Raw genomic sequence first — 14865 nt, 5'->3', positions numbered from 1 at the left:
CTATAGAAACCATTCTATAGAAAAAAGAAGCGGAAACAGAAAAACAGAGTCGCTCAGCGGTTCTGTTTTTTTTATTACCCGCGGAACTAACTATTTGCTGTTATGTCATACCTCTGTCAGTGTTATACTTATATATAACACCATCATACTAAGTAGCTGCTCCTGATAGTGCTGACGCTTTGATCGTCAGGCAGTTTTAATCAGCTGGCAGATATCGATAAACAAACCCTCCGCGCCAAGGATGGCGCGGCGGAGCCCCATGGACGGGTTTATGCGTGTTTGTGTTCGATGTTTGCCAAGGTGACTCATGTATAGCGGTTACTTAGCCACTACGGAGAAACAGGATGACGGACTGGAACAACAACCAGCCCATTTTTCGTCAGTTAAGTGAGCAGGTTGAACAGAAAATACTGCAAGGTGTATGGCAAGAAGGCGATGCCCTTCCTTCGGTAAGAAGCGTGGCGGCGGATCTGAAAATCAACCATCTCACGGTAATGAAAGGTTACCAGCTTTTGGTCGATCAGGGACTGGTTGAGAAAAAGCGTGGACAGGGTATGTTTGTTGCTCAGGGAGCGGTTACTAGCCTGAAAAACAGACAGAAGAACGATTTTATCGGACAACAGATTCCCATGATAGCCACTACACTGAAACAGATTGACATGTCTGTAGATGATTTTATCCGCCAACTACAACAACATATAACAGGTGAACAATGACCCCCTTGGTTAGTGTAAATAAGGTTTCAAAAACCTATTCCCGTCAGGAAGCCCTGCACGATATCAGCTTCCAGCTTGAAGCAGGTCAGGTGCTGGGATTACTCGGTCACAACGGCGCAGGAAAGTCGACTTTAATTAACGCCATGTTAGGTGCGCACAGATACGACGGCAGTATCGAAATTAACGGCTGCCACCCTATTAATCAACACGCTCAGCTAATGGAGCATCTGGCTTATATTTCGGATGTTAATGTGCTTCCCGAATGGATGACGGTAAAACAGCTACTGCGCTACACCCGTGGCGTTCATCCCGGCTTCGATATAGAAAAAGCGCGTAAAACCCTGTCAGAGACCAATATTGTTCTGTCATCTAAAATAGGCAGCCTCTCCAAAGGGATGAAGGTCCAGTTGCATCTGGCCGTGGTAATGGCTACCCAGACCAAGGTTCTGATTCTGGATGAACCGACTCTGGGATTGGATCTTCTCTACCGGGACACCTTCTACCGGCACCTGCTGGAATGGTTTCATGACGGTGACAGAGCCTTGATTATTGCCAGCCACGAAATATCGGAAATAGAACATCTGCTGACCGATGTGCTGATATTGAAACAAGGCCGTTGTGTACTGCAAAGCAGCATGGAAAATATTGCGCAAGACTTCTTTGTCCTTGATGCTGCTACAGAACATAACCAGACCATTGCTCCCCTCAAGCCTCTTGCCAGCCAGCCCGGTCTGGGCTCCACTAAATGGCTGTTACGCAGTGAGCATAAAATCGGTGTTGAGCCACTGGGAACGGTTCAGAATGCCGCTCTTGCTGATCTGTTTATTGCCCTACAGAAGGAGGAAGCATAATGCATCCGGCCATTTATATGCTCGAAAAAGAGTTTATTGAACATAAAATTGTCACCCGCGTACCTCTGTTTGTGCTCGCCTGTATGGTGCTGGTTTTCTTTGCTTTATTTATGCGTGGTGCACTGCCGGGAGATGTCTCTTACCAGTTTCACATCAGCGGCCATATTTCCGATGCCTCTCCAATGAGCCTCAACCAGGCTCTGGCCTCAATGGCAGGCATTGTTTCACTGGTGCTCTCTTCTCTTTATCTGCCTAAAACCCTGCGTAAAGAGAGAATGGAAGGCAGCTCTATGTTCTGGCGTAGCATGCCGGTAGGGCTGGCAACCAGCCATATTGTTAAGCTGATATTCGGCTTGCTGGTTATTCCGCTTATCTGTTCCGTTATCGTGATTGTGGGCAATATGATGTTGTGGTTTTTAACCAATGGCACGAACGCACAATTGGCGGTGTTGCTTAGCCAGACTTCTGTAACGGGTATCTTTATTAACTGGTTTAGCTATCTTGCCAGAATGGCGCTGGCTGCGATTGGCCTGTTACCGCTGGCCTGTGTCGCCCTTATGGTATCTCAACTGGTCACAGCACCTATTTTGGTGATGTTGCTGGGAACATACGCCATAAAGTGGTTATCCGTCTACCTGTTTGGCTTGTATGGTGTCGGGGAGTTCTTCAACGCCATCTTTGCTATTCCGGTGATGGTATTTACCAGTAATCCGTTTTCTGGCTTTATGCAGGCCGGAGTTTTAAACCTTGTTGTTTATCTGCTGATCGGTGCTGCTTCGCTGGCGGTTAGCCTGAAACTAAGCAAAACCAATGAGGTTAGCCTGCGCGGTCTTTTTTCCCGCTAACGACTGCAACAACTGAAATAGAGCCGGCTACTTACTTGTCAGCCGGTTTTACATTCACTACCAGTGATTCATCTTCTGCCTGATACCTTTTGAACATATGTGTCAGGCTCTCTTTACTCTGCACAATACCTCTCTCTTCAAGGAACTCTTTGTTGTACAACTTGGAGTAGGAACGCTCTGCCAGATCACAACAAAAAGTCACTATGGTTTTACCCCGCCCCATCTTGGCCGCGGCATAGAGGGCACCGGCAACATTCAGGGCGGAGCTGCTGCCAAGCAGTATTCCGTCACGTTCAGCCACGATGCGCGATATGGTGACTAAGTCCTGATCGGGCAAGGTGATGGCGTGATCGATTTTCGCTTTTCTGAAGTTCTCCACACTACGCATAATGCCGATACCTTCGGTAAAAGAGCTGCCGGATGACTTATACTCTCCGCTCTTCAGGTAGGAATAAATGCCGGATCCGTCAGGATCCACCAGCCAAGTTTTCAGGTTTGGGTTCTGTTCAGACAAATAACTGGAATTCCCGGCAATGGTGCCTCCGGTTCCCACCACAGAAACCAGTGCATCAATACAGCCCTGAGTCTGATGCCATATTTCCGGGCCGGTATTAAGGTAGTGCGCTTTATAGTTACTCAGGTTCTCAAACTGATCAGCCCACCAATAGTGACGATACTCCGCCCCCAGCCTGCGCGCAGTATGATAGAAGTGCTGCGGATTGGAGAATGGACAGGCATCCACCAGCAGAAGCTCTGCGCCATACAGCTCAATCATCCGCTCCTTCTCTTTAGCCTGCCCTTTCGGCATCACCACCAGCATTTTATAGCCCAGCGCCTTGGCCACCAAGGCAAGGCCAATTCCGGTATTGCCGGCTGTACCTTCGACAATGGTCATTCCCGGCTCCAGCTTATAGGTATCAATGGCGTCTTTAACCAGTTGCAATGCAGCCCTGTCTTTTATCGAGCCGCCGGGGTTTTGCTGCTCACATTTAAGCAGAATGTCACAGCCGGACATATCTGACAGGCTGTTGATCCTGACCAGATCCGTATTACCAATTAAATCTGCCACACTATTTGCGATTAAGGGATTTTCCATAAGCTATCCGGTTAGCACACTTTACTATTAAGCGTAGGTCTGCTGACCCGTTAGTCAAATTGAACATCCATCAGGTATTCTTACTCTATTGACAATAATATTGCTAACTTACAATCAGTTAGGCGGAAAACACTCCGCAACGGGCGTCACAGCGGCCTTTGGCTATAATTAAGGGTGAGCAAATAAAGTCACAGGGACTAATTATGTTTTTGAAAGAGCGTAAGAGTGGCGATCTTGTCGATATCGTCGAGATGAAGGATCTGACCGACCTGTTTACTGACTCCGTGGTAGGCCGCTATCAGGCCGGTGAAGAGCAGCAGGATCCAGAACCGTTTAAAAAATCTGATCTGGTGTTTATGTCCGGAGAAGAGCTACCCCGTTGCTGGACAGACCCCGGCTACCGCTCCCATAAAGTCAGGCGCAGATAGTCTATGTGCTGCCAATGACCGCGTGTCCGGTCAGCAGCGTATGATCTGTAACGTCAGGTTCAAACCTGACTGAATGACCACTGGCTCTGCCTTCGGAGGCAATATGGGTCGAAATTTTATCGCGACGGTTCCCGGCTTTTGTTTGGGCTTTGTTTTAAGCTTGTTCACTCCTTTGTCCGTTGCTGAAACCAGCAATAACAGTAGCACAGCCATTAAATCCGTACCGGTGATTTCCGTTAAAGGCGCCATCGGCCCGGCTGTGGGGGCGTATATTATTGAAGAGATACAGCGGGCAAATCAGGCTTCCAATACTCCCGCCCTGATCATGACTATTGACACACCCGGCGGTCTGGTTTCCAGCCTGCGCGCTATTAACCAACAGATTCTCTCCTCTGACATTCCGGTACTCTGCCTTGTCTATCCTCAGGGGGCACGTGCCGCCAGTGCAGGAACTTATATGCTTTATGCCTGCCATATTGCCGCTATGTCTTCGGCCACTACTCTCGGGGCAGCGACACCCGTCAGCATCGGCAGCCCTGCCGGTAGTGATAACCAGCAGCAAGAGAAGCCAACGGAGCCCAGTGCAATGGAGAAAAAGATGCTCAATGACTCCATCGCCTATATACGCTCTCTGGCTCAACTGCGCGGGCGCAATGTGGAATGGGCAGAAAAAGCAGTGCGGGAAGCGGCTACCCTCTCCTCTTCAGAGGCTCTGGAACTGAATGTGATTAACCTTATTGCTGAAGATCCCCTGTCGCTACTTAGCCTGACCCATGGCCAGACTGTCAGCATCAATAAGCAGCAAATCTCTATGGATTTCGCCGATACCACGCTGGAAATGCGTGAGCCGGACTGGCGTAACCAGTTTCTTGCCACCATTACCGACCCGAATATCGCTTATATTCTGATGATCATCGGCATTTACGGCCTGTTGCTGGAGTTTTACAGCCCCGGCTTTGGTGTTTCCGGTATTGCCGGTGCTATTTCCCTGCTGCTCGCCCTATACGCTTTCCAGTTACTGCCGGTGAACTATGCCGGTCTGGGGCTTATTCTGCTCGGGCTGGCACTGCTTGTGGCTGAATCCATGCTGCCCAGCTTCGGCCTGCTCGGCTTTGGTGGTGTGGTCGCCTTTACACTGGGCTCGGTATTTCTGTTTGACAGTGAGCTGCCGGAATTGCGTATTTCACTCAGCCTTATCTACGCCATTGCGGCAACCTCAGCACTGTTTGTCCTTTTTGTTCTGAGACGAATCTGGCTGTTCCGCAAGCGCAAAGCAGTGAGCGGGCCGGACACTTTTCTTGGCAGCGAAGCCGTGGTAACCGCAGATTTCAGCTCTAAAGGCATTGTACTTATCCGCGGCGAAGAGTGGGCAGCCATCAGTGATAGCAAATTAGAGAAAGGTGACATCGTCACTGTCACCGCAGTCAACGGATTAACATTAACGGTCATAAAGGCCGACGGGAGTAACAGACCATGATGGAACTGATTCTTGCCAGCGGTATGCTGACACCCATTATTATTGTTGTTTTGATCGTATTATTGGCGTTCAGCCTGTTCCATGTCCTGAGGGAGTACGAGCGCGGTGTTATCTTTTTTCTCGGACGATTTGAACGGGTAAAAGGACCGGGGCTGATTATTGTTATCCCGGTGATCCAGCAGATGGTGCGGGTTGATTTACGAACCGTGGTGATGGATGTCCCCAGTCAGGATGTTATCAGCCGTGATAATGTCTCCGTCAGGGTAAATGCCGTTATCTACTTCCGGGTGGTTGATGCCCAGAAAGCCATTATCAATGTAGAAGACTATCTGGCGGCTACTTCACAACTTGCACAGACCACCCTGAGATCCGTATTAGGTCAGCATGAACTGGACGAAATGCTGGCCAACCGTGAAATGCTTAATACGGATATACAGGAAATCTTAGATGCCAGAACCGATGGCTGGGGTATTAAGGTTTCCAATGTTGAGATCAAACATGTAGATCTGAACGAAACCATGGTTCGTGCTATTGCAAGGCAGGCTGAAGCAGAGAGAACCAGACGGGCAAAAGTTATCCATGCGTCGGGTGAAATGGAGGCCTCAGAGAAACTGGTAGAAGCGGCCAATAAACTGGCACTGGAGCCAAACGCCATTCTGCTGCGTTACCTGCAAACCCTGACAGAAATTGCCGGAGAGAAAAATTCAACCATACTTTTCCCAATGCCGATGGACTTAATGGAGGCACTGTTTAATAAAAATACACAACAAGGCGGTAAGGAAAACAGTAACCAATAAACAGCTAACACTGACGGGTGACAGAGCGGTTCTGCTAACAATTGATTGCAGGAAACCAATTTATAAACCTTTATTTTCAGCCAGTTAATGCTAACTAATTGTTAACATAATTTGGGTTTATATGACACATCGCAAAATATCAACAGGGTTTATAATTTAGACTAGCTACTCTAGTGTGTCTAAGTTTTAACCTGTTGTACTCTCTCTATGATTAATAAAAGTAGTTCCGGTTTTACCCTGATAGAACTGGTGGTCGTTATCGTTATTCTGGGTATCCTGTCGGTGACCGCCGCACCCCGTTTTCTTTCCCTGAGTTCAGAGGCAAATGCAGCGGCCATCCGAGGTGTTTATGGCGCTTTTAATAGTGCGGCTGAACTGGCGCATTCTAAATCCATTATTGACGGTAATGAATCTAAAGCCACTTCGACTATCTCTATCGGTGGTCAAAGCGTAAATATGGTTTACGGCTATCCCAACGCCTTTAACGGAATTGCAGCTGCTACAGAACTGGGCGATGTTGCCGGCTATGGCAAAAACAGCAACAACAGTGAACATGACTGGGTTATTCATTACTGGAACTGGTCATTAGATGGCGGTGGTACTGCACCTGCAATTCTTCTTTCTGCTGGTTCAGTTACCGGAGACGCGCCTGCAACTGCGCCACGCGACACTAAATGTTATGTACGTTATGTGCAGGCTACGCAAACGACCACTCCGGAGATTTTTGTAGATACCAGCGGTTGCTAGAAGAGCACTCAGAAACAAAAAAGCCGGTTGTACCTCATATATACCCAAGTGACCTCAAGATGAAGGATTCAGAGCTGCATCAAGGTGTTCAGTTCAAGGAAGATAACTGTAGGAATGGCACTCCCTTTCAAAGTTATCTGACACAGAAATGGGCGCCTTGATGCGCTCCCAAAGGGCGAGTTTTATTGGCTCCTGCTCTGTGTTACTGATTCTCACCGTAGAATGACTATGGCTTCAAATCAGTGCCTTGATCAGAAACCAATAAATTCTCGCTGAAAAGGCATCTTGAGGTGACTTGGGTATATTAACCGGCAAAGACATGTCAGAGCCTTACGGCTCTTTTTTATATCTGCTCTCCGCTAATGGCTTGCGCCAGCAGAGAGACAGGGTGAATACACTCTAAATCGGTGTTTTCTTCAATCTGCCATTTACAGGTTTCACAGTCGGTGATGGCCAGATCCGCCTCAGCCGCTTCTATCTGCTTAAACAGCCCGCTGCCAATCATCATAGAGGCATCGTAATTCTCTTCCTTAAAGCCGTAAGTTCCGGCTGAACCGCAACATTCACTATTCAGCACCTGCAGCTTAAGGCCGGGGATTGCTTTCAGCAGCTCAATGGTAAACATGGTGTTACCGCTACGCTCAAGATGACACGGCGTGTGATAAACCACCTTTTTGTTCAGTGGTTTCATCTTAGGCGTATTACCATTCATAAACTCTTTCAGCAGATAACGGGTGATAAACTGAATCCGGTCTGCCACCCGCTCATTATTAACACCCAGCACATGAGGGTACTCATTCTGCAGGGTAAATGAACAGGTTGAAGAAGTGGCGACGATATCACGCTGGTAAGTCTCCACAGACTGCTCCAGTTTCTTCACATTATACTGAGCATTTTTCTGCGCCTTTTTATGAAAACCGTTGGCAATTAAAGGAACACCACAGCACTTTTCGCCATCCAGCAAGTGCACACCTATATTCATTGCATTCAGTACAGTGACCAGATCTTTACCCAGTTGTGGATGGTTATAGTTAACGTAACAACCGTGGAAAAAGCTGACACCACGCTTAAATCCAGACTGATCCGGACAGGATTTTTTATACCAGCGACGAAAAGTACCATGGGAATACTTGGGCAGAGATTTATGGTCATGAACCCCGACAGTTTTGTGCATGATTTTCTTCACGATCGGCATACTGGTCGCGGCATTCACAATTGGTGCTACTGGTGTTGCCAGTGAACCAAACAGGTCAGTATGGCTGAGCACAAAGTCACGTACAGTTTTCGGGTTCGCTTCTAACTTGCCGTACTTACCGCGGGCAACGGCAATTATATCGCCGATACGGACATTAGACGGACAAGCGGTTTCGCAACGCTTACAGTTAGTGCAGTACTTAAGCACATCTTCAAAATACTGAGGGTCTTTGATTCTCAGACGCTCCCCATCCGGACCACACTGCTTTGGTCCGGGAAAGTCAGGGTTGGCTTTCGCCACCGGACAATATACGGTACAGACAGTACACTTTATGCACTGATCAAAGCTGGTATCCAGTGCGACATCTAACATTGGTTGGTCTCCATTACCACTTGCTCGTTGTAGTTGCGGGTAATTTTATCTGTTACAAAATAGGCCGATGAGATGGCAACACCGCCTCCTGAGCCTTCTGCCACTGGGTTGTAGTGCGCGAGGATAGAGCCACAGCAATATAGGTTGCTGACAGTTTTACCCCGTTTTGTCGGCTTTAACTCTGCATCGGTTTCCACGCCAAAGGACATAAAGGCGTGAGACGCAGGAGAGAAGAACTTTTCGTTATACCAGTCCGTTCTTGAACCTGTATGGCAGATATCCAAACCGAATACTGACTCTTCGATACTGTTTAGTCTGGCTCTCAGGCCATTACTGAAAAAACTGCCAGTGGCGAGAACAAAGTGATCCGCCTGCAACTGATAATCACGCAGGTTTTTCGTTGAGATAGTCTTCAGGGTTAAGCCTGTTTCACTCTCTTCAAACTCACCGCCAGTAACGCAGTCACCCTTAAGCAGTACACCGCCCAGGCGGATAAACTGCTTTTCCAGAGTCTCTTCTAAACGGATTCCCATCAGTGACGGCGGCATGGTCGGTACTTCGTGGAAATTGAGGCCGGTATACACTTTTAGGCGCTGCAGTATTTCCAGCCCCTGAGTAGTACCTAGTATTGCAGGCATTACCACCAGATCTTTAGGCGTGGCACAACTTGCTATCTGATTTGCCAGGTGGAAAAAGCTTTCATCTCTGTTTAGCGCCTTAATAAAATCGGTCGAGCGGTAGTTATTCGTCACTACTTTTGAGCTTGATCTGTTTTCCAGCGATACTGTAGCCGACACTACCGGGGTATTTTTAAACAGAGCACTCGACTTCAGATTATCTGCCACCACATCGGTCTGGAAATCGCGGAAGTTTTCAATAGAGAGCAGCACAATACGCTCAAAGGAGTGACCGCTGGCGTTATAACCAATCTGCTCAACAAAGGGTTGTGACAAAAAGGTACTTCTCACCATCCCCAGCGTTGAGATACGCTGATGGTTCTCGTTGTTCTCCCGCTGAGTCAATTGCACACCGGCTCCCGCCATCATCTCGGTAAACCAGTTCACCGCATCAGAAACTTTTTCTGCACCGATTTTTGCGTAAGGGTGCTCCGCGTACTCCTTATCAAATTTCGCTATGGCTTCAAAAGGCGCCCGTACCGGCGTGCCGGAAGGGGTCGCTGAAAGCAGGTCAACAGAGCCTGATGAGAAATGCAGCGCGCTGCGGCCATTGTTAATCAATGCCGTTTTCTTACCCTTTTCCAGACAACGGATAGCCGAGGTGTACCCTGCCATTCCGCCGCCAATCACAACAACATCGTATTTCATTGTGCCTCTCCCGCTTTTTTGTTGTGATTTTCTGAACTGGATGCACCCAGTAAACCTTCGTAGATCCAGTAACTAAACTCGGCTTCGCGCAGTGCATCGCCCCAGAGTACAGGCTTGGTACCTTTCCAGCGCTCCTCCATAAAGTCCACCAGAAGCTGGCTGCAATCATTTCCGCTAAAGTCACCAAACTCGTTCAGTAAACCCGCTGCCCTGTAGGTACAAAGCTCACCCTGACAAGGGCCCATTCCCAGACGGGTACGACGGCGCAGATCTTCAATGTTTTTAACATCCAGATGCTTAACGGCATACTCCACTTCACCCGCCGTAACCATTTCACATTCACAGATAATCGACTGACTTTTGGCATCATCTTTCAGAAAGGACAAAGCGCGTTCACCGTGGCGGTATACCGCTGACTCGTAAACAGGCTTGGCGATACTGGCATTTTTCTTAGGCTGTTTCGGCTCCTGATTAGAACCGGGCAGAGGACGGCTGGCAGTGATGCAAGGCTCTGTATTGCCGAGCTTTTTCGCCACCATATCCGTTGCCTGCTCGGCCATCAGACGGTAGGTCATCAGCTTTCCGCCGGTAATGGTAGTCAGGCCGTTTAAACCATCTTTTTCAGCGTGATCGAGTAATACGATACCGCGGCTTATATTTCGTCCCGAACTATTACCATCAACAGCAATCAACGGACGCACACCGGCATAGGCTCTTAGCACACGGGTATTTGCCATAACCGGCGCCAGCTTAGTGCCCTCTTCCAGCAGGGTATCAATCTCATCAGGGCGGATTTTCAGATCATCAATCTGGTTATAATCGATCTGTTCAGACGTAGTGCCGATTAGGGAAATGGTATCGCCGGGAACCAGAATGTCGGCATCGGACGGTTTGCGGCAGCGGTTAATCACCAAATTATTGATGCGGTAGTCCAGAATCAGCAGTGAGCCCTTAGCTGGGAACATCTTGATACTCAGGTCAGCATACTCACAGATATTTTGCCCCCAGATTCCGGCGGCGTTGATCACTTCTCTGGCATAGATTTCAAAGCTTTGGCCGGTTTGTCCATTAACACAACGCACACCCAAAACTGTATCTCCGCTGCGGATAAGGGAGATCACTCTAGTATGAGTAAACAGACGGGCACCGTGCTCTTTTGCATCCAGAACATTGGAAGCACACAGGCGGAAGGGATCAAGAGTACCATCCGGTACCTTGACTGCCCCTAACATGGCAGGGTTGGCGTTTGGTTCGATACGAAGCGCTTCTTTAGTGGTCAGTTGCTCGGTTTCGATTCCGGCTTCACTACAAGACGTAATAAACTGTTGCTGAAAATTGATATCGTCCTCAGGAAGAGTAATAAATAAGCCGCTGGTATCTTCTACACAGTTCCGGGCAATCTGCTTTAATATCCGGTTCTCTTTAATACACTCTTTAGCTGAGTGTGAATCTGTTACGGCATAGCGGGCACCTGAGTGCAGCAGGCCGTGGTTGCGTCCTGTTGTGCCGGAAGCAATATCCCCCTGCTCCAACAGAATGCAGTTAATCCCTCTTAATGCGCAGTCGCGCATAATGCCGGTGCCAGTCGCACCGCCACCTATGATGACAACATCTGTCTCGAATCGGGTATGTGAATTCATAACGCGCTCAAAATGGTTAAGAAAAGCTCTAAACGAACATTTTTACTTTCGTTTTATATTCTAGTAAAAGATGAACGAACATTGCAACTTTTCTCACTGTCATATTTATGTAACGATTTTAATAACATTTAACACATGAAAATTAGTCATTAACACTATTTAGACAGAGAAACACTAGTCATTTAATATTTTTTAGCGTGAAATAAATAAAGTGAATCTGGCTCGCAAATTTTTTTTATCAATTCGTCATAATTTGCGCGTTCGAACATATAACGTTCGTTTCATCCAATAACTCTAATATATAGGTCAAATTAAAATGTTTGGTATTTTTAAGCCTAAAGCTCATATTGAGCGCCTGCCTGAAGGTCAGGTTGACGCTACCTACACGCGCCTTAGATGGCAGCTGTTTATGGGGATTTTCTTTGGTTACGCTGGGTATTATCTTGTACGTAAAAACTTTAGCCTGGCAATGCCGTTCCTTATTGAACAAGGATTCACCCGCGGCCAGTTAGGTGTTGCTCTTTCTGCAGTATCTATTGCCTACGGTCTGTCTAAGTTCCTGATGGGTAGTGTGTCTGACCGTTCAAACCCAAGATACTTCCTGAGTTTCGGTCTGTTAATGTCTGCTGCTGTTATGTTCTGCTTCGGCTTTATGCCGTGGGCAACAGGTAGCGTTACTGCTATGTTCATTCTGTTGTTCCTGAACGGTTGGTTCCAGGGTATGGGCTGGCCTGCATGTGGCAGAACCATGGTTCACTGGTGGTCACGTAAAGAGCGTGGTGGTCTGGTTTCCGTATGGAACGTGGCACACAACATCGGTGGTGGTCTGATCGGTCCTATGTTTATTCTGGGTCTGTGGCTGTTTAACGATGACTGGCATACTGCATTCTACGTACCTGCTTTCTTCGCTACTCTGGTTGCTATCTTTATCTGGATCACCCTTCGTGATACTCCTCAGTCTTGCGGTCTGCCTGCAATCGAAGAGTATAAGAACGACTATCCTGATAACTACAGCGAAGCTAACGAAAAAGAGATGACGGCTAAAGAGATCTTCTTTAAGTACGTTTTCAACAATAAGCTACTATGGTCTATTGCTATTGCTAACGCATTTGTTTATCTGATTCGTTACGGCGTACTGGACTGGGCTCCGACTTATCTTTCTGAAGCAAAAGAGTTTACGGTAGATAAATCTTCATGGGCATACTTCCTGTACGAGTGGGCTGGTATTCCGGGTACTCTGCTTTGTGGCTGGATCTCTGATAAGTGGTTTAAAGGCCGCCGTGCTCCTGCCGGTATCCTGTTTATGGTTCTTGTAACAATCGCAGTATTTGTTTACTGGTTCAACCCAGCAGGTAACCCGGGCGTAGATATGGCTGCACTGGTTGCTATCGGCTTCCTGATTTACGGCCCTGTTATGCTGATTGGTCTGTACGCTCTTGAGCTTGCACCTAAGAAAGCAGCGGGTACTGCTGCCGGTCTGACTGGTCTGTTTGGTTACCTTGGTGGTGCCGTGGCAGCAAACGCCGTTCTTGGTTACACAGTTGACCACTTTGGCTGGAATGGCGGCTTTATCCTGCTGACAGCATCATGTGGTATCTCTATCCTGTGCCTTGCTTATGCATACTTCGGTGAGAAAAAATTCCATAAAGAAAAAGAAGCGAAAGAAAGACTAGAAGCCGCTGAAGCTTCAGCTTAATTTCCCTTTACTCTACTAAGACAAAGACCGCTGATTTTCAGCGGTCTTTTTTAATCAATAGCCCTTACGAATATGCATCAAATAAAAAACTCCGCCTGATTTAACAAACGGAGTTTCTTTTAAATAACAAACCAAATTACAGCTCGATCACTTCTACCTGTGTTTCGCTCTCTTGCAGAATAGAAGCTAAAGGCTCCGGAGGCATCTGATCGGTAATAATCAGATTGATTTCGCTGACATTACCCAGTTTAACCATGGCATTACGGCCAAACTTAGAGTGGTCTACGCCGAGAATAGTCTGACGGCTGTTTTCGATAATGGCTTTCTTTACCCTGACTTCGTGGTAATCAAAATCCAGTAACGAACCATCAAAATCGATACCACTAATACCAAGTACACCAAAATCAAGACGGAACTGAGAGATAAAGTCCAGAGTCGCCTCTCCTGTCACCCCGCCATCTATGTTACGCACTTCACCACCAGCCAGAATCACCTTAAAGTCACTTCTCTCCATCAGGATGGTGGCAACATTTATATTGTTAGTAACAACGCGAAGGTCGCTATGGCTGACAGTAAGTGCCCTTGCCACGGCTTCAGGTGTGGTGCCGATATCAATAAACAGGGTTGAACCATTGGGGATATGACGGGTTAGTGTTGTGGCAATCTGCTCTTTCTGCCGCGGATGCATCACCTTACGGTTGCTGTAGCTGGAGTTCTCAGAGCTTGAAGAGTTAGTTGCACCACCATGGGTACGGCGAAGTTTGTTCTCTTCTGCCAGTTCGTTTAGATCTCTGCGAATGGTCTGCGGGCTGACATTAAATATCTCAACCAGTTCGTCCGTGTTTACTTCACCATTTAGTTCAACGAGCCGAACTATCTCGTTGTGCCGCTGCTCTGCTTTCACTCTTATTCCTTCACTATGAAATATTCCGGACTTTATTTTCATGCCCCGGTAAAGCAATACTCAGGAATAATAACCTTCCTGAGTATATAAGGTGCTGAAATATTACACCTGTGATTATGGCAATGCCAATTTAATCCATAGAAATGTGCAGGCAATTAATGATTGTTTACCCTTGTTGAATAACCCGGAACCCGGAACCAGCGGCGGCAGCTTTCTAGGAAGTGTCCGTAAAGCATACCTAGTACACTAAACATCACTACACTACTTGTTACTGCGGCGACTATCTGGTCATGGCTTGCGCCAACGGTATACAGTATGGCGATATACACCGGGATCTGAAATGAAACAAACGAAAGCAAATCAGACAGCTGTTTCATCAGAGAGCTGCGCGATAACTTCATACCTTGTCTGATAATCCAGTCCCTGAAAACGCCATACGGCAGAGCAATTGCGATATTTACCGGAATCGCCAACGTTCGCGACGCCAGTGACTGCTCAAAACTCAGTCCTGAAATCATAATCTCTATAAACATTCCGGTGACAAAACAAAATACCACCATAGCGAACATATCTGCAGCTACCAGTCTGACATTAAAGGGGTTGCGCGGCTTCATTAGCAATTTCCAGCATATTTATCTATTAAAAACAATAAATCACAAACGATATAACTGGCAAAACCTTGACGAGCCAGTTTACCGCGCTATTAAAACAGCTTTTTACCAGTTTTAAATACCGTTTTTAAATAAATGTTTTGAACTTTTCACTATTTATTAATC

The 14865-nt window shown here is 47.3% G+C and carries 14 protein-coding genes; 8 read left to right on the top strand and 6 right to left on the bottom strand.

Going from position 1 to position 14865, the window contains the following annotated elements:
• Positions 1 to 344 precede the first annotated feature (344 nt).
• Genes PK654_RS05565 through PK654_RS05555 form a run of 3 tightly spaced genes read left to right on the top strand, consistent with a single transcriptional unit; the run spans position 345 to position 2412 of the window.
• Positions 345 to 716 (top strand): GntR family transcriptional regulator, encoded by a 372-nt coding sequence (locus tag PK654_RS05565; RefSeq protein ID WP_271698217.1) that lies wholly within the window; start codon positions 345 to 347, stop codon positions 714 to 716.
• Entirely contained in the window at positions 713 to 1567 is an 855-nt protein-coding gene (locus PK654_RS05560) for an ABC transporter ATP-binding protein (RefSeq protein ID WP_271698216.1), read from the top strand. Before PK654_RS05565 ends, PK654_RS05560 begins: the two co-directional genes overlap by 4 nt.
• Positions 1567 to 2412 carry a hypothetical protein gene (locus PK654_RS05555; RefSeq protein WP_271698215.1) on the top strand — a complete coding sequence of 282 codons (846 nt, stop codon included), beginning with the start codon at positions 1567 to 1569 and terminating at the stop codon, positions 2410 to 2412. Before PK654_RS05560 ends, PK654_RS05555 begins: the two co-directional genes overlap by 1 nt.
• Before the next feature lie 31 nt (positions 2413 to 2443).
• On the opposite strand, the gene PK654_RS05550 is transcribed toward PK654_RS05555, so the two are convergent.
• Positions 2444 to 3508 carry a cysteine synthase A gene (locus tag PK654_RS05550; protein ID WP_271698214.1) on the bottom strand — a complete coding sequence of 355 codons (1065 nt, stop codon included), beginning with the start codon at positions 3506 to 3508 and terminating at the stop codon, positions 2444 to 2446.
• A gap of 203 nt (positions 3509 to 3711) precedes the next feature.
• Between PK654_RS05550 and PK654_RS05545 the strand changes: the two genes are divergently transcribed.
• From PK654_RS05545 to PK654_RS05530, 4 genes are all read left to right on the top strand, one after another.
• Positions 3712 to 3936 carry an acetyltransferase gene (locus PK654_RS05545; RefSeq protein WP_271698213.1) on the top strand — a complete coding sequence of 75 codons (225 nt, stop codon included), beginning with the start codon at positions 3712 to 3714 and terminating at the stop codon, positions 3934 to 3936.
• A gap of 103 nt (positions 3937 to 4039) precedes the next feature.
• Entirely contained in the window at positions 4040 to 5413 is a 1374-nt protein-coding gene (locus PK654_RS05540; protein ID WP_271698212.1) for an NfeD family protein, read from the top strand.
• Positions 5410 to 6210 (top strand): slipin family protein, encoded by an 801-nt coding sequence (locus PK654_RS05535; RefSeq protein ID WP_271698211.1) that lies wholly within the window; start codon positions 5410 to 5412, stop codon positions 6208 to 6210. The genes PK654_RS05540 and PK654_RS05535 overlap by 4 nt, the downstream gene beginning before the upstream one ends.
• Positions 6211 to 6417: 207 nt before the next feature.
• A complete protein-coding gene (locus PK654_RS05530; protein WP_271698210.1) occupies positions 6418 to 6957 on the top strand; it encodes a type II secretion system protein in 540 nt (179 codons plus the stop codon).
• 343 nt (positions 6958 to 7300) lie between these two features.
• On the opposite strand, the gene glpC is transcribed toward PK654_RS05530, so the two are convergent.
• Genes glpC through glpA form a run of 3 tightly spaced genes read right to left on the bottom strand, consistent with a single transcriptional unit; the run spans position 7301 to position 11489 of the window.
• On the bottom strand, positions 7301 to 8524 hold the full coding sequence (glpC, locus tag PK654_RS05525; protein WP_271698209.1) for an anaerobic glycerol-3-phosphate dehydrogenase subunit GlpC: 1224 nt from the start codon (positions 8522 to 8524) through the stop codon (positions 7301 to 7303).
• Positions 8518 to 9849, bottom strand: coding sequence for a glycerol-3-phosphate dehydrogenase subunit GlpB (glpB, locus tag PK654_RS05520; protein WP_271698208.1), 1332 nt, complete (start codon positions 9847 to 9849; stop codon positions 8518 to 8520). The genes glpC and glpB overlap by 7 nt, the downstream gene beginning before the upstream one ends.
• Complete coding sequence (glpA, locus tag PK654_RS05515; protein WP_271698207.1) at positions 9846 to 11489, bottom strand: anaerobic glycerol-3-phosphate dehydrogenase subunit A; 1644 nt, start codon at positions 11487 to 11489, stop codon at positions 9846 to 9848. Before glpA ends, glpB begins: the two co-directional genes overlap by 4 nt.
• A gap of 316 nt (positions 11490 to 11805) precedes the next feature.
• Between glpA and glpT the strand changes: the two genes are divergently transcribed.
• Complete coding sequence (gene glpT / locus PK654_RS05510; RefSeq protein WP_271698206.1) at positions 11806 to 13185, top strand: glycerol-3-phosphate transporter; 1380 nt, start codon at positions 11806 to 11808, stop codon at positions 13183 to 13185.
• 136 nt (positions 13186 to 13321) lie between these two features.
• On the opposite strand, the gene PK654_RS05505 is transcribed toward glpT, so the two are convergent.
• On the bottom strand, positions 13322 to 14089 hold the full coding sequence (locus tag PK654_RS05505; RefSeq protein WP_271698205.1) for a DeoR/GlpR family transcriptional regulator: 768 nt from the start codon (positions 14087 to 14089) through the stop codon (positions 13322 to 13324).
• A 155-nt stretch (positions 14090 to 14244) separates the two neighbouring features.
• On the bottom strand, positions 14245 to 14703 hold the full coding sequence (locus tag PK654_RS05500) for an L-alanine exporter AlaE (RefSeq protein ID WP_271698204.1): 459 nt from the start codon (positions 14701 to 14703) through the stop codon (positions 14245 to 14247).
• Between the last annotated feature and the right edge of the window lie 162 nt (positions 14704 to 14865).

Source organism: Vibrio sp. SCSIO 43137 (assembly GCF_028201475.1).
Classification (GTDB): Bacteria; Pseudomonadota; Gammaproteobacteria; order Enterobacterales; family Vibrionaceae; genus Vibrio.
Note: the sequence above shows the minus strand (reverse complement) of the source record. Positions and strands in the feature narration are given on the sequence as shown.

Excerpts from the sequence above, each read along its gene's own strand:
- PK654_RS05550 (WP_271698214.1), bottom strand. The coding sequence starts at position 3,508 with ATGGAAAATCCCTTAATCGCAAATAGTGTGGCAGATTTAATTGGTAAT.
- PK654_RS05565 (WP_271698217.1), top strand. The coding sequence starts at position 345 with ATGACGGACTGGAACAACAACCAGCCCATTTTTCGTCAGTTAAGTGAG.
- glpB (WP_271698208.1), bottom strand. The coding sequence starts at position 9,849 with ATGAAATACGATGTTGTTGTGATTGGCGGCGGAATGGCAGGGTACACC.
- PK654_RS05545 (WP_271698213.1), top strand. The coding sequence starts at position 3,712 with ATGTTTTTGAAAGAGCGTAAGAGTGGCGATCTTGTCGATATCGTCGAG.
- PK654_RS05555 (WP_271698215.1), top strand. The coding sequence starts at position 1,567 with ATGCATCCGGCCATTTATATGCTCGAAAAAGAGTTTATTGAACATAAA.
- PK654_RS05535 (WP_271698211.1), top strand. The coding sequence starts at position 5,410 with ATGATGGAACTGATTCTTGCCAGCGGTATGCTGACACCCATTATTATT.
- PK654_RS05530 (WP_271698210.1), top strand. The coding sequence starts at position 6,418 with ATGATTAATAAAAGTAGTTCCGGTTTTACCCTGATAGAACTGGTGGTC.
- glpC (WP_271698209.1), bottom strand. The coding sequence starts at position 8,524 with ATGTTAGATGTCGCACTGGATACCAGCTTTGATCAGTGCATAAAGTGT.
- glpT (WP_271698206.1), top strand. The coding sequence starts at position 11,806 with ATGTTTGGTATTTTTAAGCCTAAAGCTCATATTGAGCGCCTGCCTGAA.
- glpA (WP_271698207.1), bottom strand. The coding sequence starts at position 11,489 with ATGAATTCACATACCCGATTCGAGACAGATGTTGTCATCATAGGTGGC.
- PK654_RS05540 (WP_271698212.1), top strand. The coding sequence starts at position 4,040 with ATGGGTCGAAATTTTATCGCGACGGTTCCCGGCTTTTGTTTGGGCTTT.
- PK654_RS05500 (WP_271698204.1), bottom strand. The coding sequence starts at position 14,703 with ATGAAGCCGCGCAACCCCTTTAATGTCAGACTGGTAGCTGCAGATATG.
- PK654_RS05560 (WP_271698216.1), top strand. The coding sequence starts at position 713 with ATGACCCCCTTGGTTAGTGTAAATAAGGTTTCAAAAACCTATTCCCGT.